Consider the following 21,616-nt stretch of genomic DNA (forward strand, 5'->3'; position numbering starts at 1 on the left):
CGCTTCCTTTTGGTTGGCTGAAGTGTGATGTTATCACCTAAGTTTGGGATCTCAAGTAAGAAGCGTTATTGGTTCAATAGTGAATCGGGATGGTAAATCAAAAGTAATAAAAATGTTGTTAAAAATGGAGCTTGGACTTATTTTTAGTCTTATCTCTTTATTCTCATGTCTCAATCGCAAACATAAGGATGTTGTATGCGCCAAATTTCAGTTCAGTGGAAAATTACGCTACTTTCTGGGCTTTGTCTGGTATTTACTTCTCTCGCTTTGATTGGTTTTTCAATCTACAACGCGCGTGTGAGCCAGCAAACTGCTAAACAGCAAAGTGCCGAATCTGTGATTGATAAATCTCAGCAACTCTTGCAAACCGGCGCATTATTGAACGCAACCGAAATTTCTGAATATCTTAGCGAAGCGATTTATCGTTCGGAAATGCTTGCCTCGAATGCTTTGTTTTTAAAAAACAATTCAGAAGAAAATTTCGGTGAAAGTGAGGTGTTACGTACCTCGTTAGACGAGATGGTGCGGAAATCCGTTTTGGGGTTTGACACCATTGAGGGCGCTTATTTGGTGTTCCGACCCAATATGCTTGATAACGAAGACTCGAATTACGTCAATGCTGATTATGTTGGCTCGAATGATATAGGGCAGTTTGCGGCATATTGGACTAAAGCGGCAAATGGACAAAACGTCGTTTCTCGTGTGCTCACCCAAGCCCAACTGGTTCAAGAGTCAGACAAAGAACGTTTTGCTTGCCCGATTACCAGTGCTGCTGCCTGTATCAGTTCACCAAGAGTGGTGGAGCTGGATACGGGGAGTCATCTTGCGGCTTCACTTTCTGTGCCGATTCTGATTGATGGTGTCGCTATCGGTTTTTATGGCATTGATTTGACGCTTGCACCGTTAGTACCGATCGCTCAAAAGTCGGATCGAAACCTGTTTGAAGGTGAGGGTAAGGTTTCGATAGTCAGCCTCAATAATCTATTGGTAGCGAGTGACGATCCTAAATTGACATTAGGTAGCGCATTTCAAAGTGAACACTTAGCCCGTGCCGCAGTGGATTCTCTGTTGCAGGCTGGAGAGGTAAAAACCCAATGGAGTGAGGATGGCCAGTGGTTAGTGGTGTTCGCTCCTATTACCGTCGCGAATCAAAACTGGGGTGTGATTTTTGAAATGCCGCGCGGTAGCGTAATGCAAGATGCCGACCAATTAGATGTGCTGCTGACCAAACAACTTGAGCGAGGGATTCGTAGCGAGTTGGTGGTTGGCACGTCCTTGGTACTGATTGGGTTGGTTGTTGTGGCTCTTATGGCAATGCGCTTAGTGAAACCCATTCGTGCGGTCGCGTATCGATTACAAGATATCTCCTCAGGAGAGGGGGATTTGACGCAGCGCTTAAACGTCACGTCAACCGATGAAATTGGTCAACTGGCGCAAGGTTTCAATCTGTTTATGGACAAGCTACAACCAATTATTCGCCGTGTAGTCGATAACACTGGGCAGGTTGTGGCAACCACCGAACATGCGAAAGCCACCGTAGCCTCGACTCGCTATAGTAGCGAAGCTCAATTTAAGGAAGTGGATAGTGTGGCAACTGCCGCAGAAGAAATGACGCAGACCTCTGCCCATGTGGTGGAGAATGCACAGCGTGCGGTGAGCGCTGCAAATGAAGCGCAGCAGGCTGCACAGACGGGCGATCAAGTGATCCGACACTCGCAAGCACAAATGAACCAATTGGTTGAACGAATGAACCTCACCGTTCCTGTGGTTGAAGAATTGGCTCGCAATAATGCTGGGATCGTAGAAATTTTGAGTGTGATTGAAGGTATTTCTGAACAAACCAACCTACTGGCATTAAATGCGGCGATTGAAGCGGCGCGTGCGGGGGATCAAGGTCGAGGATTTGCCGTTGTCGCCGATGAAGTCCGTAATCTTGCTAGCCGCACTCAAGCCTCAGTCGGGGAGATTCGAACTGTCATTAATCAAGTTGAGATTGGCACTCAGGAAGTGGTCAATGCGATACAAGGCAGTAATGAAACAGCACAGGTGACAGCAGAGCAAGTTGCCGATGCCGTGACACAGCTTAATCGAGTATTTTCCGCAATCCATGCGATTAATGAGATGAGTCATCAAATAGTACAAGCCGCGCAGGATCAACAATCCGTATCATCTCAAGTCACGGAGAGTGTGGTGAACATTCGTGACTTGAGTGCGAAGATCTTAAAAGAGAGTGAGGAATCGGAAAAAGTGGGTGAGCAGATCGCCCATCTCTCTTTGGAACAACGAAATTTAGTGGCTCAATTCAAAGTAGACTAGTCGTGTTTTGAGCGGTTCTGAGCATCTAGAGTCGCTATTGAAGAAAGTTTATGCTCGAAGTCGCGTTTGACGATCTCAAGCGCGGCCAGCGCAATATGTGGCTGGATGTCGTGAGATTCTAATAAATAGATGAGATCAACCGCGAGTTTGATCTCATCGGGTGCTTCATTGAGTGGAATCGATGTGCTCGGCATTTATGCTTTTCTCTCCTGAGCGGTAATTCGCTTTTCTATTTTAATTTTAGCTTCTCGGCAGCGGTTGAGTCGCTGTTCCGATTGCAGCAGTGCTTGTTGGGCCGCTGTTTTATCGGTGACGGAAGCTTGTTCGAGTAACATGGCTTTATCACGAACCAAATCCATCAATCGACGTTCCCAGTCTTGATGCTGAGCAAGCTCTTGATAGAGTTCATTGATCGGTTTTTTGAAGTAAGTGTACGGTTTAGGCTCTTTACGGCGCACATTTTGAGTGGAGAGCTCGCGGGTTAATGCTGCGATCTGTGCCAATAATCGTTCAGAAAGATATTCCGCTCGCAGTGCCGTTAATCGTCCACTCTCTTTTTCACGAATCAACGCTTGTAGTGTTGAATGGGTTTCCTCAACACAAGGGGTTAATAATTTTCCGTGGCAGTGAAAAAGGACTTCGTCAAATAGCGGTCGGTGATGCTCACCCCGTTGACGATCAATCTGTGCCGAGGAGTGTTTCAGCTCGGTCAAAATCTCATGAAATTTCGCGTAACTATCCATTATCCTATCCACCATGCATCATAGGCTAACTTTCCTGCCAATAGGGTAACCACCAAAACAAACAGAGGTCGAATAAAGGGAGCTCCAAAGCGAATCGCGGAATGAGCTCCGACAAAAGCGCCTGCCATCAAACAAAGCCCCATGGTTAAGCCGAGTAGCCAATCAATATGACCGAGTATCGCAAAGGTGACTAAGGAAGTCAGGTTGCTGGTTAAGTTCATTGCTTTGGCGAGCCCTGAAGCAAACAAGATATTAAAACGGTACAGCGCCATTGAGCTGACCGTCCAGAATGCTCCTGTTCCTGGCCCCGCCAAGCCATCATAAAAACCGAGCCCAAGACCCTGCAAGATTTGTTTACGGTGTAGTTTCGGGCAGGGTTCTGGTATCGCGTTTTGTTCAGTATTTTGAGGGCGATGCCATACGCTGTACAAGGCTGCGGCGAGGATGACCAGCGGTAGCACTTTACGTAACCATTCCGTACTAATAGCATCGACGGCCAATGTCCCGACTATCGCCCCGATCAAGGTGGCGATAAAGGCTCGTTTCCAGCATGCGGGAGTAAACAGCTTTTGGCGATAGTATGTCCAAGCTGCTGTTGAAGAGGCAAAGGTAGCCGCAAGTTTATTCGTGCCCAATGCAAGGTGAGGAGGTAAGCCTAGCGAGAGGAGAGCTGGAACAGTCAACATTCCACCGCCACCCGCGACAGCATCAATAAATCCAGCAATAAAAGCAACAAGAGCCAGCACCATTATTGTGGTGGGTTCTATCCATTCCATCAAAAGCGCAATCCTAATTGTGGTGAGTTAGTCGTTATTATCAGTATTCAATGGTGCGCTTAAAGGGCGGTAAGGCATCTAACAACGCTTTTCCGTAACGCTTTGATACTACCCGCCGATCAAGGATGACCACTCTACCAGAATCCCGCTCTTTACGCAGTAAGCGCCCAACAGACTGAATGAGCTTTTTACTGGCCTCTGGCACGGTAATCTGCATGAAGGGATTACCGCCGAGCTCTTGAATATATTCGGCATGCGCCTGTTCAACCGGAGAGGTAGGAACCGCAAACGGGATTTTGGTGATGATCAGATTTTCGAGGAGTTCACCCGGCAGATCCAGACCTTCCGAGAAGCTACCGGTACCAAATAAAACACTCGTCTTTTGTTTATCAATAAGTTTTTTATGTTTATTTAGGATTTCAGTACGAGATTTTTCACCTTGGACTTGCAGCGCCCAACCACGTTTAGTGAATTCGGTTTGCAGCGATTGTGCAACTTCTCGCATTTGCCAGTAGGAAGCAAATAAAACCAGGTTTGCTTTGTCTGCTTGTAAATAGCACAACACTTTTTGTGCTAAATAGGCGGTATAACCTTCAGCTTGCGGCTCCATTTCCATTTTAGGGATCAACAGTTCACCCTGAGTTGGGTAGTCAAATGGTGAAGCTAAAGCTAAAAATTGCACCCCATCTTCCGCTTTGTCACTGATCCCTGCTTGTCGACAAAAAAAGCTAAATGAATTTAATGCACGTAAGGTTGCAGAGACTAAAATCGCGCCAACGCAGCGGCTCCAAATCTGTTGGTCAAGTTGCCATCCGATTTCAAGAGGAGAGACACTCACGAGATAGTCTCCTTCCCGCTCTTGGCTGATTTCAAGCCAGCGTGCTAATGGTGCACCTTTGTCTTTATTGGGCTTTGCCATCAGTTGCCAAACTTGGGTAAGATTTTCTAAACGTTGAATATAAAAACTCAATTCACCTAATGCAGGCTCGGCAATCCTTGTGGTGAGTTCACCCTCTTTCACCTTCTCTGCAATTAAATCGGTTATTTTGCTGACCGATTGCATGGTTTTTTGTGCAGATTTACTGAGTGTTTGTGATTCGTCCGCTAACCATTGCGGTAGTTCGCCATGTTCAAATCGATAGATACCATCAACAAAATGTTCAGCCACAAACTGTTTGGGTAACTGGCTTAATGTTGGAATTAAATACTGTATCGCCTCACGTGCTTCTTCAGCGAAGCGTTCAGCTCGTTTCTCATCACCGAGAGCGGCGAATTTTGATAATGACTGATTCAGCTTTTCTAGCCAACTGGCGGCTCCTTTTAAGGTCGCGGCAGCAGAGGCGTGATCACGGGCTACGAGGGGTAAGTGGTGTGCTTCATCAAAGATGTAAATCGTTTCTTCCGGATTTGAGAGAATAACGCCACCCCCCAAGTCTGCATCTGCCATCACGAGGCTATGGTTAGCAATAATCACGTCGACTTTATCAAGTTCTGAGCGAGCTTTTTGAAAAGGGCAATGGCGATGAGCACTAAAACTGCCATTACAACTGTGCTTATCACTCACGATGAGTGACCAAAGCTCGTCGGCAATAGGCGTTGCCCAAGAGTCGCGATCCCCATCCCATTTCCCTTGGCTGAGCGCAGTATAAAGCTCCGTTAGTAATTCGATCTCTTGTGGTTTCGGTTTGCTTTCAAATAGCGCGATCTGAGTATCATCAGCGCCAGTCGCCGCGGCTAGTCGCTCTGAGCAGCAATAGCGTTGGCGTCCCTTTGCCAGAATAAAAGAAAAAGTTTGGTCAGTGATGCGACGAAATAGCGGCAAATCTTTATTCATTAGTTGTTCTTGCAACGCTACTGTTGCCGTTGAAATCACTACCTTACGTCGATTGATGACAGCAACGGGGATCACTGCCATTAAATAGGAAAGTGATTTGCCTATGCCTGTTCCGGCTTCAGCCACTAACATTCGGGTTGATTTATGGTAAGTCCCACAAAGTGTTTTCGCCATTTCTGCCACTAAGAAGTTTTGAGCGCGGCGAGGAATAAAGTTTTCCAGTTGATTTTGTAGATTTTGATAACTATTGCGAATGGAATCTTGGATATTTTTTGTGAGCATAAGGGTGTCCAAAGTGCGTTGGCGCGATGGTAGCACAGATCACTGAGTGATACCTAGTTCACGAAATCGTATGCTTTTAATAGAAATCTAGATCTTGTTCACAAATAAAAACTGAACCTTCAGGAACTTAAATTTATTTTGTTTTACAAAAAATATATGCCTTTAAATTCTGGGTTTATATTTTATCAAATGCTGTTTTTTATCTTTATGTTGGAGTTTTTTGGTGTTTTATTCTTTGTTTTTCCATTTTGGTAATTGAGTGTTTTTGTCTTTTTTTGTTACGAAGTGAGCCGAAAAAAATCATGAAAACCATGTAAATAATTGATTTGTTTGGTTTTATGTTTTTTTTCTTTGTTTTTTTTATGGTATTTGACATACAGAATATTCTTTTGCAATCTTAACCACGAATCTAATGGCGGTGGTGACCAAACAAAGAGTTGGAATACCATCATCAAAAAACAGGGAACCGGATAAGGAATTCCCAAATTAAGAAAAGGCAGTGGATTAACATGAAAAAAACTCTATTAGCACTCGCAGTGCTTGCAGCAGCAGGCTCTGTAAACGCAGTCGAAATTCTAAAATCAGATGCTGGCACTGTAGATTTCTACGGTCAATTGCGTCAAGAATTTAAAAAACTAGATGGTAAAGATGCAACATTATCTTCTGGTTCTTCACGTGCTGGTTTCGATGCAAAATATGCCATCAACGAAGACCTAAACTGGTTAGGTAAAGCAGAGCTTTCCCTAAACGAGAGCAAGGCTAGTGATAAAAAAGCTGGTGATAGCGTTGGTAAAGATGTCTACATGCGTCTTCATTTTATCGGTATTTCTGGTGATTTTGGCGCCTTAACTTTTGGTAAACAAATCCAAATTTCTGACGATGTATGGGGTGCTGAAAACTCATACTTCTTCGGTGGTGATAGTGTACTTTACGCAAATGACGGCGTACACGACTCTATGATCAAATATGAATTTGATAACGATTCATTCTGGGTAAAAGCAAGCTTTGGCTTAGATGAAGAGAACAAAGAAGAACAACAGACCGAATTGTTCGCTGGTACAGCATTTGGTGATGTTTCTGTTTATGGTGGTTTGGGTGCTACTGAACTGACAACTGCTGGTGTTAAGACTGAGCAAACTTACTACATGCTAACAGCCGCTTACACTCTTGGTGACTTAGGTTTAGGTGCGACATACTACCACAACAAAACTGAAGTTGACTCAACTGCGGATGTTAAGAAGAACTCATTTGTTTTAGCTGCTGATTACAAAATTGCAGATAAAACCAAACTGTATGGTGGCTATGAGTTTATCGAGACCAAAGATGCTAACAGCGATGTAGACAATGCTTATGCTGGTGTTGAATACAAGTTTGCGAGTTGGGGACGCGTATACGCTGAAGCTAACTACCACAAAGAAGAAAACAAATCTTCAACTGACAACTACGGTATTGGCGCTCGCGTTTACTGGTAATCAGTTTAAGTTATATACTAAAGCCCGGTTTATACCGGGCTTTTTACTTGATAAATGATGCAGTTTTCTATTTGGAATGAGGATGTTGAAATGAAAAAAGGGCCAATATTATTCGTTATGTCATCTGTTTTGTTGGCTTTCTCAGTCAATGCTGAAGTTGTATTAAAGATACCTCAAGACGTTGATTTATTACTTGTTAATATGAAAAAGCCTCAAAGTGCATTACTTGAAAAGAAAGAGTTAGTATTGCCAGACGGCGCTAATCAAATTGTCTTCCAGTTCCGTCCTTCATTTGATGAAGGCGATATGGTAAAAAAAGCTTATGGTGACATAATTATTGCGAAGTTTGATGCTTACAATACAACAATTAATTTTAATTTACCCAAGTACCGTAATTTGAAACAGGCAGAGAAAGAAATAGCTTCTTTAGAGTGGAGCTTGTTTGATGCAAAAAACAAGCAATTAACCATTTATCAAGATAAGCTAAGTTATAACGGTGTACAAATTGGGCGTAATTTTATCCAAGAGGCTGCAGATTATAACCAACAAGGTGGAGTGGCTGCTCTTCAGTCAGAGTCAAATACAGCTAAGCCTATTGCTGAACTTAAGACTGCAGTGAAATTATCAGATGAGGTTAATGAAACAGTTGGTCAACTTCAGGCATGGTATTTAAAGGCTTCACCACAGGAGCGCAAAGCGTTCAAAAAATGGATGGTCGATCAAGAATAAGTGAAAGCCTGCGAATGCAGGCTTTACTCTATTTACTGCAGCACTTTTTGAATTTTTTCCCACTGCCACAAGCACAAGGATCATTGCGGCTCTGCTTGGGTAGTGTTTCGGGAAATTCACCATCAATGTAGTACCAATGTCCGTCTTCGTTGAGAAATCTGGAACGTTCTTCAAGACAGTATTCTTGACCATGTTGCTCAAGGAATGCTCTGAAGTGCACAAAGCCTTCATCATTCTCTTGTCCCATTTCTGCAGAAACGACTTCAAGTCGAAGCCAGTGGCTTTGTACCGATTCTTGAATCGCTTCCCTCTCATCTTCTGCATGGCATGATGGGTGATAGGTGTTCACGACAAAGTCAGTGTTTTTTAGAATATGGGCACTAAAACGTGCCCGCATGAGCTGTTCGGGTGTTGTTGCATTCTTAAAGTCTTGGTGGATAGGTTCACAACACTGCGAATAGGGTTCAGTATTTCCACAATAACAAGTCATAGGAAAGTGATGATGGTGAGTATGTTGTTAGAGTCTATCGTTCACTTATCTCAATTACCAGCTTAGGTCTGCACACCGAGAAGGTCAGCCGTCCATTTTACTGCCTCAATATAACATTCTGTAGGCGCCTCATTGGGTAAGTTGAGGGCTTGGGCTATAGCAATCACTTCCCCCCAATCTGCCATTTCATACGCTTTATTCAATGCTAATATTTGTCCGAGGGTTCCACTGCCTTGAGTCAAAGCGAGTTTAACTTCTTCTTGTATAGGCATTTCACTGACAATCGAATCCAATGGCTGATCGAGAAGGCTATCCAGTAATGAAAACATACCCGTTAGAAACCCTGCTCCTGGTGCAATTTCTGTATTGACTCTCTCACTGAGCATTTCACAAAATCGCGCTCGGAGGATTGCGAGGTTATAAAGGTAGTCTGGTTTTGAATCTTGGGTTGAGGCGATTGCCACTAAGGAGATAAATTTTCTCAGCTTTTGTTGACCTAAGTAAACTAACGCCTGACGAAATGAATGAATTTTGGAACTTACCGTTGCAGAGGAGTTCACAAATGTGAGCAATTTGTACGATAAGGAGAGATCTTTCGCCACGATACTTTCAATTTCACGAAAGTCCACTTCTGGTTTGGCGACTTCTTTTAGCAAATTAACAATAGTAAGAAAGGAGGGTTGTAATGCTTTACGTTGGATGATTTCAGGTTTACTGAAAAAATAACCTTGAAAGTAGTGAAATCCAGCTTGTTTTGCGAGCTCAAACTCTTCATAGGTCTCAACTTTTTCGGCAAGAAACTCGATCTTGGTCGAGATAAGTTTATCCATGAATAATTTAGCTCTAGGGATAGGAACCAAACGAATATCAAACTTAATAATCGAGATATAAGGTAGGAAAGCCTTCCATTCATTACTTGGGATGAAATCATCAAGCGCGATTTTATAACCCAGTTGTGCCATTTTCTTGATGGCTTCGAGCAGCTCACGGGTTGGTGGGCAATCTTCCAGAATCTCTACGACTAAACTTTTCACAGGAAATAGTGTAGGCACCATATTTAATAGGCTTTGATAAGGGAAGTTAACAAAGCCAAGATGTTCGCCAAGAGTGCTGTAATGCGCTGTTAGGAAATGGTCGGATAGAAGGCGACTTGTCGCCTCTTCAGGATCAATATCAGGAAAGGTATTTTTGGGGCCATCTCGGAATAGCAGTTCATAGCCGATTGTGCTTTTATCTCGGTCTAAAATGGGCTGCCTAGCTACATATGAGTACTTCAAAGCGTTACCTATCCTTGGTTATTGTTGTGTGTCTTATCAATAGTTAAAAATTATACTGCGATACTCAATAGGTAAAAACACATTTATTAGTATGCATTCAATCATTTTGACTAAGCGATTTAGACAATAATTCGTAACCTGTTAGTTTAGAATAGACCAACACCGAACTTTGGCTATACCAATCACCTAAAACAATTCGTGTTTTGGGAGTGAGGGCATCATCCATAATCGGATGAATGGCAGGCCGATGTGTATGACCATGAATCATCAAGTCAACCTGGTGATATTGCATGACTTTTAACACTTCACTTGGTGTGACATCCATGATTTTCATAGATTTATGTTGTTTTTCGTCTCGAATGTCTGTTTGTACTTTGCGTACAATACGTTGCCGTAGAGAGAATGGGAGACATCCAAATAAGTGCTGTAGCCAAGGTTGATGCACTTTGGCTCGGAAGGCTAAATAGCGCGTATCCTGTGTGCAGAGAGTATCACCATGCAGTATGACGGCTTTTTGTCCGTATAAGTCAATCACTGCCTCTTCAGGTAATAGTTGAATACCGGTTTCCTGAGCAAAGGTTTTTCCGACCAAAAAATCGCGATTGCCTTGTGTGAAGTAGCACGGCACTCCTTGTTGTGTTAGTCGGCGAAACTCCGCTTTGATTTGTTGCGCAAATGGCGTGGGGTCATCATCACCAATCCAGAAATCAAACAGGTCACCAAGGACATAGAGTGCATCGGCATTGGGTGCTTCTTCACGCATGAAATGGATGAAACTGCTTGTGATATCAGGTCGGTTAGGGGATAGGTGGAGATCAGAAATAAATAATGTATGCATCTTTCACAACAAAAGGAGCGCCTAAGCGCTCCTAATTAATTTAAGCTTCGATGGTGGTGCTAGTGATCATCACTTCGTCTAGTGGCACATCTTGATGCATGCCATAAGAACCAGTGCTAACACCTTTGATTTTGTTGACGATATCCATACCTTCAACCACTTCACCAAACACACAGTAACCCCAACCGTCACGGCTTTCAGAACGGAAGTCGAGGAAAGTGTTGTTATTCACGTTAATGAAGAATTGCGAACTGGCTGAGTGTGGGTCCATAGTACGCGCCATTGCAATGGTACCGACTTTATTGCTCAGACCGTTGTTTGCTTCATTACGGATTGGATCGCGAGTTTCTTTCTCACGCAGTCCTGAAGTCATACCGCCACCTTGAATCATGAAACCGTCAATGACACGGTGGAAAAGAGTGTTGTCGTAGAAACCTTCACGGCAGTATTGCTCAAAGTTTGCGCTAGTTGCAGGCGCTTTTTCAAAGTTGAGCTGGATTTTGATGTCACCAAAATTGGTATGCAGGGTGATCATGAGTTTTACCTTCGCATTTATCAATGGAGAGCAAGAGTTTAGCCTAACTTTTTCTGCATTCAAAACATCAAATGGATGACCTGACAATCTTTGAGTTGTTATACTGTCCACCGTTTATAATTTTGATGGTAATCAGATAGAGATCATGTTGAAGATTTATAACTCACTCACAAGACAGAAAGAGGAATTTAAGCCAATCGTTGCCGGCAAAGTGGGCATGTATGTGTGTGGAGTCACCATTTATGATCTCTGTCATATCGGACATGGACGGACGTTTGTCTCTTTTGATGTCGTAGCGCGTTACCTTCGTTACCTCGGTTATGATTTAACTTTTGTTCGTAACATTACCGATATCGATGACAAGATCATCAAGCGTGCAGCAGAAAATGCAGAGACTTGCGAATCATTGACCGAACGTTTGATTCAGGAAATGTATGCCGATTTTGATGCACTAAACATCAAAAGACCGGATGTTGAGCCGCGTGCGACTGCCTACATCGAAGAAATCATTGCTTTGGTGCAACGCCTGATTGAACGTGGTTTTGCGTATGTTGCTGACAATGGCGATGTGATGTTTGAGGTTGGCAAATATGATGAATATGGAAAACTTTCAAAGCAAGATCTTGACCAACTGCAAGCGGGTGCGCGTGTTGATGTAGAAGCGGCTAAGCGCAGTCCATTGGACTTCGTGTTGTGGAAAATGTCTAAGCCGGGTGAACCTACATGGGAATCGCCTTGGGGACCTGGTCGCCCAGGCTGGCATATCGAGTGCTCCGCGATGAACTCGTCCATTCTGGGGAATCATTTCGATATCCACGGTGGGGGTTCAGACTTGCAATTTCCGCATCATGAAAACGAAATCGCACAATCTTGCTGCGCTCATGGCACCCAATACGTCAACACATGGATGCACAGTGGCATGGTGATGGTAGACAAAGAGAAAATGTCTAAATCATTAGGCAATTTCTTTACCATCCGTGATGTTCTTGGTCATTATGATGCGGAAACGATTCGCTATTTCTTGATGTCAGGCCATTACAGAAGCCAATTGAACTACAGTGAAGAGAATCTCAACCAAGCACGCGCTTCGTTAGAGCGCCTTTACAATGCATTGCGTGGGCTAGATCAAACTGTGCCTGCCGCTGGTGGAGAAGAATATCTAACTCGTTTCACAGCTGCGATGAATGATGACTTCAATACTCCTGAAGCTTACTCAGTGCTGTTTGATATGGCGCGTGAAATTAACCGACTCAAAAGCGAAGATTTAACCAATGCCAGTGCTTTGGGCAGCTTGATGCGTGAGTTGGCTGACGTTATTGGTATACTTCACCAAGAACCAGAGGCATTCTTTCAAGGCGGCGCGGAAGATGAAGAGGCGGAGCAAATTGAAGCATTAATCAAGCTACGCAATGATTCTCGTGCCGCGAAAGATTGGGCGAATGCTGATATGGCACGCGATAAGTTGAATGAAATGGGCATTGTTCTCGAAGATGGCCCTAACGGCACAACGTGGCGTCGTAAATAACAAGTAATCAATCAAAGGGTGGGCGAAAGCCCACTCTCTTTTTCAGACGCGCTTTCTTGGCGTAAAGAGTAAATTAACAAGGCAAGATAGTATGTCTGTCATTTTAGGGATAGATCCCGGCTCACGAGTGACTGGGTATGGTGTGATTCGTCAACAAGGGCGACATCTTATCTATCTGGGGAGTGGTTGTATTCGAACTTCGGAACAAGATCTACCGCTTCGTTTAAAACAAATTTACGCGGGGGTGAGTGAAATCATCACCCAATTCCAACCAGATGCATTTGCCATTGAGCAGGTGTTTATGGCAAAGAATGCCGATTCAGCATTAAAACTTGGTCAAGCCCGCGGCAGTGCGATTGTGGCGGCGGTGAACGCAGAACTTCCTGTTTATGAATATGCTGCCAGACTGATTAAACAAGCGGTAGTTGGTACGGGAGCGGCTGATAAAAGCCAAGTTCAACATATGGTGCAGCAGATGCTCAAACTGCCCGGTAAACCCCAAGCCGATGCAGCAGATGCTTTAGGTGTTGCTATTTGTCATGCTAATACCAACAAAACTCTGATTGCATTGGCAGGGCAGGCAACGAGCGCGCGTAGAGGTCGTTATCGTTAAATGTAGCTTGATGCTACGAGCATTTTACTGGCTATCCATCCAGTTATTGATTATCATCCAGAGCATCTTTCCTCCCTCTATTATAAGGAAACACAAGTGATTGGACGTCTTCGCGGTACGCTGATTGAAAAGTTACCTCCTCAAATTTTGATTGAGATCGGTGGTATTGGCTACGAAGTGCAAATGCCGATGAGCTGTATTTATGAACTGCCGAATATTGGGGAAGAAGCCATCATTTATACCCACTTTGTAGTTCGAGAAGATGCACAGCTACTTTATGGCTTTAATACCGTTAGCGAACGCGCTCTGTTTCGTGAAGTAATCAAAGCCAATGGCGTAGGGCCGAAAATGGGGCTTGCGATCCTCTCTGGCATGACAGCCAATCAGTTTGTCAGTTGTGTTGAAAAAGAAGACATATCTACACTGATCAAACTACCGGGTGTTGGCAAGAAAACAGCAGAACGCTTGGTTGTTGAAATGAAAGACCGTCTAAAAGGATGGGGGGCTGGTGATCTCTTTACGCCAGCTACGGATGCAGCGCCTATCGATTCCGTTCCTGCGCTTGCCCAAAATGCTCAAGAAGAAGCAATCAGTGCGCTTCTTGCATTGGGTTATAAACCGCCTCAAGCATCTAAAGCCGTGTCACAAATTGCGAAAGCGGGCATGAGCTGCGAAGAGTTGATCCGTGAAGCACTCAAATCTATGGTGTAAGTAGCGGCGTGTATTCAAAACGCTAGACACATGCTCACTCAGTTTATAGAGAAAATATGATAGAAGCCGATCGTTTAATTGCCGCTGTTAACCACACCTTCAAAGATGAAGAAGTGATTGATAGGGCGATTCGTCCTAAAAAACTTGCCGATTACCAAGGCCAAGACCATGTGCGAGATCAGATGGAAATATTCATCAAGGCCGCACAACAGCGTGAAGAGGCGTTAGATCATTTGCTGATTTTTGGACCTCCAGGACTAGGGAAAACGACTTTAGCGAACATTGTGGCCAATGAGATGGGGGTGAATATCCGTACCACTTCTGGTCCAGTGTTAGAAAAAGCGGGGGATTTGGCTGCTCTGCTGACGAATCTTGAAGAAAATGACGTCTTGTTTATCGATGAAATTCATCGTCTGAGTCCAATGGTGGAAGAGGTTCTCTATCCGGCAATGGAAGACTACCAATTGGACATCATGATAGGTGAAGGCCCTGCTGCTCGTTCAATCAAAATTGACCTCCCTCCATTTACCTTGATTGGCGCAACAACTCGTGCAGGCTCGTTAACCTCACCATTACGTGATCGTTTCGGAATCGTGCAGCGTCTTGAGTATTACAATGTGGCTGACCTGCAAAACATCGTTCAACGCAGTGCGCATTGCCTTGGGCTTTCGATGGATAGTGAAGGTGCGCTCGAAGTCGCTCGCCGTGCTCGTGGTACACCGCGTATAGCCAATCGATTGTTACGCCGAGTAAGGGACTATGCGGAAGTCAAAGGCGATGGACACATTTGTGCGCAAACCGCAGATAAAGCACTCAACATGCTAGATGTTGATCACCAAGGGTTTGATTATATGGATAGAAAACTTCTGTTGGCGATTATGGAAAAGTTTTCTGGAGGTCCAGTTGGGTTAGACAACCTTGCTGCTGCAATTGGTGAAGAGAAAGATACGATAGAAGATGTTTTAGAGCCATTTCTCATTCAGCAAGGCTATTTACAGCGAACTCCACGTGGTCGTATTGCTACGGATCGAGCCTATTTACATTTCGGCCTTGAAAAATAATGTTACAAGTCTCGCTCAGCTTGCTGGGTGAGGCTTTCTTTTTTGATAGAGATCTCATTTCTTATATTTCCCCCCTGAGCGCAATTGTTAGTCTTTACTAGCATTATGTTAATTCATTGGTCGCTTTCATTCTGGTTACATTGTTTTTTTTACGACTAGATAACACAAATGGCCAGCATCTTTTGATTTGGATCATTTTGTTTGTTTGTTGACCATTTTGTGGTGGCAAAACTTGATGTAGATCAAGGCGTAATTCTCCTATAAACCTTTTGAAACAAGTAGGTTTTGGCATTAGTATTAGACCTAGCTATATTAGCTGTAACTTAACAATTAACTAACCATACTGGTACATAGTTGCAACAACAAATGCTTTCTGTAGCAAGCTCTTATAGATTTATTAACATTGCGGTTGTTGCCCTATGGCGAACGTGTCATTCAGCCGACACAAAGGAGTTATCATGATCGATGTCGTTGATTTATCGCGGTTGCAGTTTGCACTGACTGCGATGTATCACTTCCTGTTTGTTCCCCTGACTCTAGGGATGGCTTTTCTACTGGCTATCATGGAGTCGCTCTATGTCATGACCGACAAGCAGATTTACAAGGACATGACGAAGTTTTGGGGTAAGTTGTTCGGGATTAACTTTGCTCTAGGTGTGGCGACAGGCCTTACCATGGAGTTTCAGTTTGGTACTAACTGGTCCTATTACTCTCATTATGTAGGTGACATTTTTGGTGCTCCGTTGGCGATTGAAGCACTGGTAGCCTTCTTCCTTGAATCTACATTTGTGGGTCTATTTTTCTTTGGATGGGATAGGCTTTCTAAGCGACAACACTTAGTCGTAACTTGGCTGGTGGCACTAGGTTCTAACTTCTCAGCATTGTGGATCTTGGTTGCTAACGGTTGGATGCAAAACCCAGTTGGCTCAGAGTTTAATTTTGAAACGATGCGCATGGAAATGGTGAGTTTTGCAGAAGTTGTGCTTAACCCTGTTGCGCAAGTGAAGTTTGTTCACACGGTTGCTGCTGGCTACACGACAGGTGCGATGTTCATTTTAGGTATTAGTAGCTACTACTTGCTTAAAGGTCGTGATATTGCCTTTGCTCGTCGCTCATTTGCGATTGCTGCCTCATTTGGTATGGCAGCTGTGCTGTCTGTTATTGTTCTGGGCGATGAGTCTGGCTACGAGCTGGGTGAAGTTCAACGCGTGAAATTGGCGGCTATTGAATCTGAATGGCATACCGAACCGGCTCCTGCGGCTTTCACTTTGTTTGGTATTCCAAACCAAGAGAAGATGCATACCGACTATGCAATTAAAATTCCGTTTGCATTGGGTATCATCGCAACCCGCTCACTGGATGAACAAGTTGTAGGCTTGCGTGATCTGCGTGATGAACACGTAGATCGAATCCGTACTGGTATGTATGCGTATGATCTTCTTGAGCGTCTACGTGCAGGTGAGAAAACACCAGAAAATATCGCTGCGTTCGACGAAGTGAAACATGATCTCGGCTACGGTCTTCTTTTGAAACGTTATACCGACAAAGTGACAGATGCGACTGAAGAGCAAATTCAAGCGGCGGCGGATGATTCTATTCCCACAGTATGGCCTCTATTCTGGTCATTCCGTGTCATGGTTGCTTGTGGTTTGATTATGCTAGTGGTCTTTGGTGCAGCCTTTATCCAAACCTGCCGTCAGAAAATTGAGCAGAAAAAATGGGTACTTAAAGCGGCACTATTTAGTATCCCATTGCCTTGGATCGCGGTTGAAACGGGTTGGTTTGTTGCTGAATACGGTCGTCAACCATGGGCTGTTGGTGAAATTCTTCCTGTGAACGTTGCTGCTTCAGCATTGAGCGCAGGTGAAATTATCACTTCTATGCTAGCCATTCTTGCTCTCTACACAGCATTTTTGATTGCTGAAGTGTACTTGATGGTGAAGTTTGCTCGTAAAGGCCCAAGCAGCCTGAAAACCGGACGATACCACTTTGAACAAGGCTCTGAGTCTGTTCAAGATCAAGTCAACCGCCAAGTTGAAGCATAAGGCAAGGAGATACAACCATGTTTGATTACGAGATCTTACGACTCATTTGGTGGGTGCTGATTGGTGTACTCCTAGTGGGCTTTGCTATCACCGATGGTTTTGATATGGGCGTCGGTGCCTTAGTTCCTGTTATTGGTAAAACCGATACTGAACGTCGAGTGATGATTAACTCGATTGCCCCACACTGGGATGGTAACCAAGTTTGGTTAATTACCGCAGGTGGTGCTCTGTTTGCTGCATGGCCATTAGTCTATGCCACATCATTTTCTGGCTTCTATCTAGCGATGATTGTGACACTGGCTGCACTGTGGCTGCGTCCTATTGGTTTGGACTACCGTTCAAAAATTGAAAGCACTAAATGGCGTAATAACTGGGATTTGGCTATTTCAGCTTCCGGATTTATTCCTCCTGTGATCTTTGGTGTTGCGTTTGGTAATTTACTGCAAGGCGTACCATTCCAACTGAGTGATTTTTTGATGCCGACTTACCATGGCTCATTCTTCGGTTTGCTCAACCCATTTGCTCTGTTGTGTGGTTTGGTTAGCTTGTTCATGACCTTGCTACAAGGTTCTGCATGGCTACAGATGAAAACCACAGCAAATGTACATCAACGTGCACGTACGGTTTCACAGTTGACTGGTTTACTGACAGCGGTGTGTTTTGTGGCTGCAGGTTTCTGGATCCAACATATTGATGGTTATGTGCTTGTAGGTGCTATTGATGGCAACGCGGCATCGAACCCACTGAATAAAGAAGTTGTCCGTGAAGCCGGCGCTTGGCTGCGTAATTTTGAACAAGTGCCAGTATTGTGGTTAGCACCAGCGCTTGGTGTTTTCATGCCATTGCTTGCAGTTCTAGCATCACGCATTGATAAAGGTGGTTTAGCATTCTTAGCTTCAAGTCTAGGTAACGCAGGCGTTATCTTTACTGCTGGTTTTGCTATGTTCCCATTCATTATGCCTTCAAGCTTGAATCCATCGCATAGCCTGACCATGTGGGACTCTACATCAAGTATGTTGACACTTGAACTAATGACAGTGGTTGCGGTAGTTATGGTGCCAATTATTTTGGGTTACACCATTTGGAGTTACTACAAAATGTTTGGCCGTCTGGATGATAAATTCATCGAAGACAATAAGAATTCACTGTACTAAGGAGCTGTTATTATGTGGTATTTCGCATGGATTCTTGGCGTATTGCTCGCTTGTGCTTTCGGTATCATTAATGCTCTTTGGTTAGAGCACACAGAAATGATGGATAAAGATAGTGAGTAATTGGTCTGAAAAGATCCCTCTCTACCATCAAATAATCGATAAGGCCTTGTTTAAGGCCTTATCTTTATTGCTCGGATTTTATAATGCCGCTATGGTGATGTGGGATCCCAATAGTTATGCTGACAGAGTGGGTGGTTTTAACGCAGTGATTGCCCCGTTGATGATCTGGGCTATATGTACCAGTATGATATTTGGTATTGGCTTCAAACCACGTTACTGGTTATGGCAGATCATCTTTAGTCCATATATATCGATGACAATATTAGGCTATCTCACCGTGATTCAAGTCATAAACTAAATGGTTTCATAGTATTGATGAGCTTTTAATCAGATTGACGCTGTGACTTTGAGACAGCGCCAATTTTTTATCATTAGATAAGAAAACTTTGTACGCTCTTGTACTATCTTAAGCGAGTTGCGTTATAGTAGCAGCCATTCCTCGGTATATGAGATTTAACCCAAACCATGAACACTTTTCGTTGGCCAGTCACGGTGTATTACGAAGATACTGACGCTGGTGGAGTGGTTTATCACGCAAACTATCTAAAATTCTTTGAAAGAGCTCGTACTGAAATGCTGAGAGCTGTTGGTATTAACCAACAGGTTTTATTGGAACAAGGTACTGGCTTCGTGGTCAGACATATGGAAATTGATTTTCTTAAAGGGGCAAGATTAGATGAGCACCTTGAAGTAATCACTACCGTGTCCGAATTAAGAAAAGCTTCCCTAACTTTCTGTCAGGAACTCGTTAATCCTGAGGGTCGTGTGTTGTCTAAAGCAACGGTTAAGGTAGCATGTATTGACAATGAGAATATGAGGCCAAAAGCGATGCCTCAATTAATCAGTTTGGAGTTTAACTGCAGTGACTGCTGATATTTCATTTCTTGACCTTTTTTTACAAGCTAGTTTTCTAGTAAAAATGGTAATGCTCACGCTGTTGGGTATGTCTGTTGCCTCATGGGCGGCAATCATCAAACGCAGCAAAGTCATCTCTGCGGCAGAGCGTGAGGCGGATACATTTGAAGACCGTTTTTGGTCGGGTATCGATCTAGGTGCTCTATACCAAGATGTCAAAAAACGTAAAGATGATATTTATGGCATAGAAGAAATCTTTTATGCAGGTTTTACCGAATTTGCGCGTTTGCGCAAAACCAACCCAAGTGCACCAGATTTCGTCATGGAGGGTACAGGGCGTGCGATGCGCGTAGCAGTAGCTCGTGAAGTGGACTCGCTTGAAACCAGTTTGCCATTTCTAGCAACAGTCGGCTCTATCAGCCCTTATATCGGTCTATTTGGTACGGTATGGGGTATTATGCATGCCTTTATTGCATTGGGTGAAGTCAAGCAAGCAACACTCGCCATGGTTGCTCCAGGCATTGCTGAAGCTCTGATTGCTACCGCGATTGGTCTTTTCGCTGCAATTCCTGCAGTCATGGCCTATAACCGTTTAAGTAATAAAGTCAGTAAGCTTGAGCATAATTACGCTACTTTCTCGGAAGAGTTCCATACCATTTTGCATCGTCAAGCGATGGCAGGTAGAGAATAACGATATGGCTGGCTATCAACCTAAAAAGCGAGAGATGAAAGCAGAAATTAACGTAGTTCCCTATATCGACGTTATGCTCGTTCTGCTGATTATCTTCATGGTAACGTCTCCCTTTGTTACACAAGGGGTTGATGTAGAGTTACCAAAAACACACTCCGCGAAATCGGCACAAGAAATGGCGGGTGATAACAGTGATTCCAGCTTTATTATTGTCGAGGTTGATAAAGAGGGAAATGTTGGTCTGAGCGTCAATGATGAAGAAGTACAACGAGGTTTATCGCTTCAAGATGTGATAGTTCGCGTGAAAGCTGAGTTATCGCTTAAACCAAATTCACCTGTTGCAGTGGGAGGTGATGCTGCCACCCCGTACGCAGAAATCGTTTTGGTATTGGACGAGTTGAGTCAAGCTGGCATTCCCAAAGTAGGGCTACTCACGGACCTTAAGTAACAGGTTTAACACTGAGCATGAAAGAGAATAAGTCCAGAAAAAGTAATGATGCTAAATCGATAACTATTTCGTTGGCTATGCATGGGGCTTTGGTGGTGATCCTGCTCTGGGGCGCTGATTTCACTATGTCTGACCCAGAACCGACAGGACAGATGATTGAAGCGGTCGTGATCGATCCCCAATTGGTGCGTCAACAAGCTCAACAGATCCGCAGTCAACGTGAAGAAGCGGCTAAGAAAGAGCAAGATCGATTGGATAAATTACGCCGTGAAAGCGAACAGCTTGAGAAGAATCGACAAGCCGAAGAGGAACGTATTCGCCAATTGAAAGAGCAGCAAGCTAAAGAAGCCAAGGCTGCTCGTGAGGCGGAAAAGTTACGAGAGCAGAAAGAGCAAGAGCGGCTAGCATCTGAACAAAAAGCACGTGAAGAAAAAGATCGTGCGGCAAAAGCAGAGGCTGAACGCAAAGTTAAAGAAGAAGCAGCCAAGAAAGCAGAGCAGGAACGTGTAGCGAAAGAAGCTGCTGCAGCGAAAGCCGAACAGCAACGTATTGAACGTGAAAAAGAAGCTAAGCAGGCTGAAGAAAAGGCAAAGCGTGAGAAAGAAATTGCTGCCAAAGCGGAACAAGATCGTTTAGCCAAAGAAAAGGCTGCGAAAGAAGCCGCCGAGAAAGCGAAGAAAGAAAAAGAAAAGGCCGCTAAAGCGGAAGCGGATCGCAAAGCCCAAGAGGCAGCTCTGAATGATATCTTTGGTAGCTTGAGCGATGAAAACCAACAAAATAATGCTGCAAAACAACAGTTTGTGACTTCTGAAGTGGGCCGTTATGGCGCAATTTATACACAATTGATTAAGCAAAATTTGTTGGTAGAAGACAGCTTTCGTGGAAAGCAATGTAGGGTCAACTTACGGCTGATTCCAACAGGAACTGGCGCCTTACTTGGCAGTCTAAGTATTCTTGATGGTGATAGCCGTTTATGTGCGGCAGCTAAGAGAGCAATCGCACAAGTCGGTACATTTCCGCTACCTAAGGATCAGCCAGACGTAGTGGAAAAACTGAAAAATATTAATTTAACCGTAGCACCTGAATAAGGAAGGAAGGCTT

The 21,616-nt window shown here is 44.0% G+C and carries 23 protein-coding genes; 15 read left to right on the forward strand and 8 right to left on the reverse strand.

Annotation, left to right across the window (positions count from 1 at the left end; all coding sequences use genetic code 11):
• Positions 1-195 precede the first annotated feature (195 nt).
• Positions 196-2,316, forward strand: a complete 2,121-nt coding sequence (locus tag EPB59_RS04230; protein WP_095468229.1) for a methyl-accepting chemotaxis protein — start codon at positions 196-198, stop codon at positions 2,314-2,316.
• On the opposite strand, the gene rsmS is transcribed toward EPB59_RS04230, so the two are convergent.
• From rsmS to dinG, 4 genes are read right to left on the reverse strand one after another with little or no spacing between them, the layout of a single operon-like run.
• The gene (gene rsmS / locus EPB59_RS04235) at positions 2,313-2,510 is read right to left on the reverse strand and encodes a pleiotropic regulatory protein RsmS (protein WP_055051101.1); all 198 of its coding nucleotides are present in this window, start codon (positions 2,508-2,510) and stop codon (positions 2,313-2,315) included. The two genes, EPB59_RS04230 and rsmS, sit on opposite strands and share 4 nt — an antisense overlap.
• Positions 2,511-3,059: a primosomal replication protein gene (locus EPB59_RS04240; protein ID WP_347233057.1), complete on the reverse strand. Its 549-nt coding sequence runs from the start codon at positions 3,057-3,059 to the stop codon at positions 2,511-2,513.
• Positions 3,059-3,835: a sulfite exporter TauE/SafE family protein gene (locus EPB59_RS04245; protein WP_055051103.1), complete on the reverse strand. Its 777-nt coding sequence runs from the start codon at positions 3,833-3,835 to the stop codon at positions 3,059-3,061. Before EPB59_RS04245 ends, EPB59_RS04240 begins: the two co-directional genes overlap by 1 nt.
• 40 nt (positions 3,836-3,875) lie before the next feature.
• A complete protein-coding gene (gene dinG / locus EPB59_RS04250; RefSeq protein ID WP_154171641.1) occupies positions 3,876-5,951 on the reverse strand; it encodes an ATP-dependent DNA helicase DinG in 2,076 nt (691 codons plus the stop codon).
• A gap of 509 nt (positions 5,952-6,460) precedes the next feature.
• Here dinG and EPB59_RS04255 point away from each other — a divergent pair.
• Together EPB59_RS04255 and EPB59_RS04260 are read left to right on the forward strand one after the other, a co-directional pair.
• The gene (locus EPB59_RS04255) at positions 6,461-7,423 is read left to right on the forward strand and encodes a porin (protein ID WP_055030316.1); all 963 of its coding nucleotides are present in this window, start codon (positions 6,461-6,463) and stop codon (positions 7,421-7,423) included.
• Positions 7,424-7,513: 90 nt separating this feature from the next.
• Entirely contained in the window at positions 7,514-8,152 is a 639-nt protein-coding gene (locus EPB59_RS04260) for a DUF2057 family protein (protein ID WP_055051192.1), read from the forward strand.
• Between the two features lie 28 nt (positions 8,153-8,180).
• Here the strand turns inward: EPB59_RS04260 and EPB59_RS04265 are convergent, their stop codons facing one another.
• The 4 genes from EPB59_RS04265 to EPB59_RS04280 form a co-directional block, all read right to left on the reverse strand.
• Positions 8,181-8,642, reverse strand: a complete 462-nt coding sequence (locus tag EPB59_RS04265) for a YchJ family metal-binding protein (protein ID WP_154171642.1) — start codon at positions 8,640-8,642, stop codon at positions 8,181-8,183.
• A 62-nt stretch (positions 8,643-8,704) separates the two neighbouring features.
• Complete coding sequence (locus EPB59_RS04270; RefSeq protein ID WP_055051107.1) at positions 8,705-9,919, reverse strand: EAL and HDOD domain-containing protein; 1,215 nt, start codon at positions 9,917-9,919, stop codon at positions 8,705-8,707.
• Between the two features lie 97 nt (positions 9,920-10,016).
• The gene (lpxH, locus tag EPB59_RS04275; protein ID WP_154171643.1) at positions 10,017-10,757 is read right to left on the reverse strand and encodes a UDP-2,3-diacylglucosamine diphosphatase; all 741 of its coding nucleotides are present in this window, start codon (positions 10,755-10,757) and stop codon (positions 10,017-10,019) included.
• 40 nt (positions 10,758-10,797) lie between these two features.
• A complete protein-coding gene (locus EPB59_RS04280; protein ID WP_055030644.1) occupies positions 10,798-11,292 on the reverse strand; it encodes a peptidylprolyl isomerase in 495 nt (164 codons plus the stop codon).
• Positions 11,293-11,437: 145 nt separating this feature from the next.
• Here EPB59_RS04280 and cysS point away from each other — a divergent pair, with 145 nt between their 5' ends.
• The 12 genes from cysS to tolA all read left to right on the forward strand — a co-directional run bounded on the left by cysS (position 11,438) and on the right by tolA (position 21,603).
• Positions 11,438-12,817 (forward strand): cysteine--tRNA ligase, encoded by a 1,380-nt coding sequence (gene cysS, locus EPB59_RS04285; RefSeq protein ID WP_055051109.1) that lies wholly within the window; start codon positions 11,438-11,440, stop codon positions 12,815-12,817.
• 91 nt (positions 12,818-12,908) lie between these two features.
• Complete coding sequence (ruvC, locus tag EPB59_RS04290) at positions 12,909-13,430, forward strand: crossover junction endodeoxyribonuclease RuvC (RefSeq protein ID WP_055051110.1); 522 nt, start codon at positions 12,909-12,911, stop codon at positions 13,428-13,430.
• A gap of 96 nt (positions 13,431-13,526) precedes the next feature.
• Positions 13,527-14,141, forward strand: coding sequence for a Holliday junction branch migration protein RuvA (gene ruvA, locus EPB59_RS04295; RefSeq protein ID WP_055051111.1), 615 nt, complete (start codon positions 13,527-13,529; stop codon positions 14,139-14,141).
• Between the two features lie 56 nt (positions 14,142-14,197).
• Positions 14,198-15,202: a Holliday junction branch migration DNA helicase RuvB gene (gene ruvB / locus EPB59_RS04300; protein ID WP_154171644.1), complete on the forward strand. Its 1,005-nt coding sequence runs from the start codon at positions 14,198-14,200 to the stop codon at positions 15,200-15,202.
• A 458-nt stretch (positions 15,203-15,660) separates the two neighbouring features.
• The gene (gene cydA / locus EPB59_RS04305; protein WP_055051113.1) at positions 15,661-17,247 is read left to right on the forward strand and encodes a cytochrome ubiquinol oxidase subunit I; all 1,587 of its coding nucleotides are present in this window, start codon (positions 15,661-15,663) and stop codon (positions 17,245-17,247) included.
• Positions 17,248-17,264: 17 nt separating this feature from the next.
• Complete coding sequence (gene cydB / locus EPB59_RS04310) at positions 17,265-18,401, forward strand: cytochrome d ubiquinol oxidase subunit II (RefSeq protein ID WP_000460770.1); 1,137 nt, start codon at positions 17,265-17,267, stop codon at positions 18,399-18,401.
• Positions 18,402-18,413: 12 nt separating this feature from the next.
• On the forward strand, positions 18,414-18,521 hold the full coding sequence (gene cydX, locus EPB59_RS04315; RefSeq protein ID WP_000270285.1) for a cytochrome bd-I oxidase subunit CydX: 108 nt from the start codon (positions 18,414-18,416) through the stop codon (positions 18,519-18,521).
• Entirely contained in the window at positions 18,514-18,819 is a 306-nt protein-coding gene (gene ybgE, locus EPB59_RS04320; protein WP_154171645.1) for a cyd operon protein YbgE, read from the forward strand. Before cydX ends, ybgE begins: the two co-directional genes overlap by 8 nt.
• Before the next feature lie 167 nt (positions 18,820-18,986).
• On the forward strand, positions 18,987-19,394 hold the full coding sequence (ybgC, locus tag EPB59_RS04325) for a tol-pal system-associated acyl-CoA thioesterase (protein ID WP_055051115.1): 408 nt from the start codon (positions 18,987-18,989) through the stop codon (positions 19,392-19,394).
• Entirely contained in the window at positions 19,384-20,067 is a 684-nt protein-coding gene (tolQ, locus tag EPB59_RS04330) for a protein TolQ (RefSeq protein ID WP_000123078.1), read from the forward strand. The genes ybgC and tolQ overlap by 11 nt, the downstream gene beginning before the upstream one ends.
• 4 nt (positions 20,068-20,071) lie before the next feature.
• Positions 20,072-20,515: a protein TolR gene (tolR, locus tag EPB59_RS04335; RefSeq protein WP_000929540.1), complete on the forward strand. Its 444-nt coding sequence runs from the start codon at positions 20,072-20,074 to the stop codon at positions 20,513-20,515.
• 17 nt (positions 20,516-20,532) lie between these two features.
• Positions 20,533-21,603, forward strand: a complete 1,071-nt coding sequence (gene tolA, locus EPB59_RS04340; protein ID WP_055051116.1) for a cell envelope integrity protein TolA — start codon at positions 20,533-20,535, stop codon at positions 21,601-21,603.
• The last annotated feature ends 13 nt before the right edge of the window (positions 21,604-21,616 follow it).

It is taken from the genome of Vibrio metoecus (assembly GCF_009665255.1).
In the GTDB taxonomy this organism is placed as follows: Bacteria; Pseudomonadota; Gammaproteobacteria; order Enterobacterales; family Vibrionaceae; genus Vibrio; species Vibrio metoecus_B.

What these genes read in the sequence shown, in the direction of transcription:
- EPB59_RS04230 (WP_095468229.1), top strand. Translation starts at nt 196, where the DNA reads ATGCGCCAAATTTCAGTTCAGTGGAAAATTACGCTACTTTCTGGGCTT.
- rsmS (WP_055051101.1), bottom strand. Translation starts at nt 2,510, where the DNA reads ATGCCGAGCACATCGATTCCACTCAATGAAGCACCCGATGAGATCAAA.
- EPB59_RS04240 (WP_347233057.1), bottom strand. Translation starts at nt 3,059, where the DNA reads ATGGATAGTTACGCGAAATTTCATGAGATTTTGACCGAGCTGAAACAC.
- EPB59_RS04245 (WP_055051103.1), bottom strand. Translation starts at nt 3,835, where the DNA reads ATGGAATGGATAGAACCCACCACAATAATGGTGCTGGCTCTTGTTGCT.
- dinG (WP_154171641.1), bottom strand. Translation starts at nt 5,951, where the DNA reads ATGCTCACAAAAAATATCCAAGATTCCATTCGCAATAGTTATCAAAAT.
- EPB59_RS04255 (WP_055030316.1), top strand. Translation starts at nt 6,461, where the DNA reads ATGAAAAAAACTCTATTAGCACTCGCAGTGCTTGCAGCAGCAGGCTCT.
- EPB59_RS04260 (WP_055051192.1), top strand. Translation starts at nt 7,514, where the DNA reads ATGAAAAAAGGGCCAATATTATTCGTTATGTCATCTGTTTTGTTGGCT.
- EPB59_RS04265 (WP_154171642.1), bottom strand. Translation starts at nt 8,642, where the DNA reads ATGACTTGTTATTGTGGAAATACTGAACCCTATTCGCAGTGTTGTGAA.
- lpxH (WP_154171643.1), bottom strand. Translation starts at nt 10,757, where the DNA reads ATGCATACATTATTTATTTCTGATCTCCACCTATCCCCTAACCGACCT.
- EPB59_RS04280 (WP_055030644.1), bottom strand. Translation starts at nt 11,292, where the DNA reads ATGATCACCCTGCATACCAATTTTGGTGACATCAAAATCCAGCTCAAC.
- cysS (WP_055051109.1), top strand. Translation starts at nt 11,438, where the DNA reads ATGTTGAAGATTTATAACTCACTCACAAGACAGAAAGAGGAATTTAAG.
- ruvC (WP_055051110.1), top strand. Translation starts at nt 12,909, where the DNA reads ATGTCTGTCATTTTAGGGATAGATCCCGGCTCACGAGTGACTGGGTAT.
- ruvB (WP_154171644.1), top strand. Translation starts at nt 14,198, where the DNA reads ATGATAGAAGCCGATCGTTTAATTGCCGCTGTTAACCACACCTTCAAA.
- cydA (WP_055051113.1), top strand. Translation starts at nt 15,661, where the DNA reads ATGATCGATGTCGTTGATTTATCGCGGTTGCAGTTTGCACTGACTGCG.
- cydB (WP_000460770.1), top strand. Translation starts at nt 17,265, where the DNA reads ATGTTTGATTACGAGATCTTACGACTCATTTGGTGGGTGCTGATTGGT.
- cydX (WP_000270285.1), top strand. Translation starts at nt 18,414, where the DNA reads ATGTGGTATTTCGCATGGATTCTTGGCGTATTGCTCGCTTGTGCTTTC.
- ybgC (WP_055051115.1), top strand. Translation starts at nt 18,987, where the DNA reads ATGAACACTTTTCGTTGGCCAGTCACGGTGTATTACGAAGATACTGAC.
- tolR (WP_000929540.1), top strand. Translation starts at nt 20,072, where the DNA reads ATGGCTGGCTATCAACCTAAAAAGCGAGAGATGAAAGCAGAAATTAAC.
- tolA (WP_055051116.1), top strand. Translation starts at nt 20,533, where the DNA reads ATGAAAGAGAATAAGTCCAGAAAAAGTAATGATGCTAAATCGATAACT.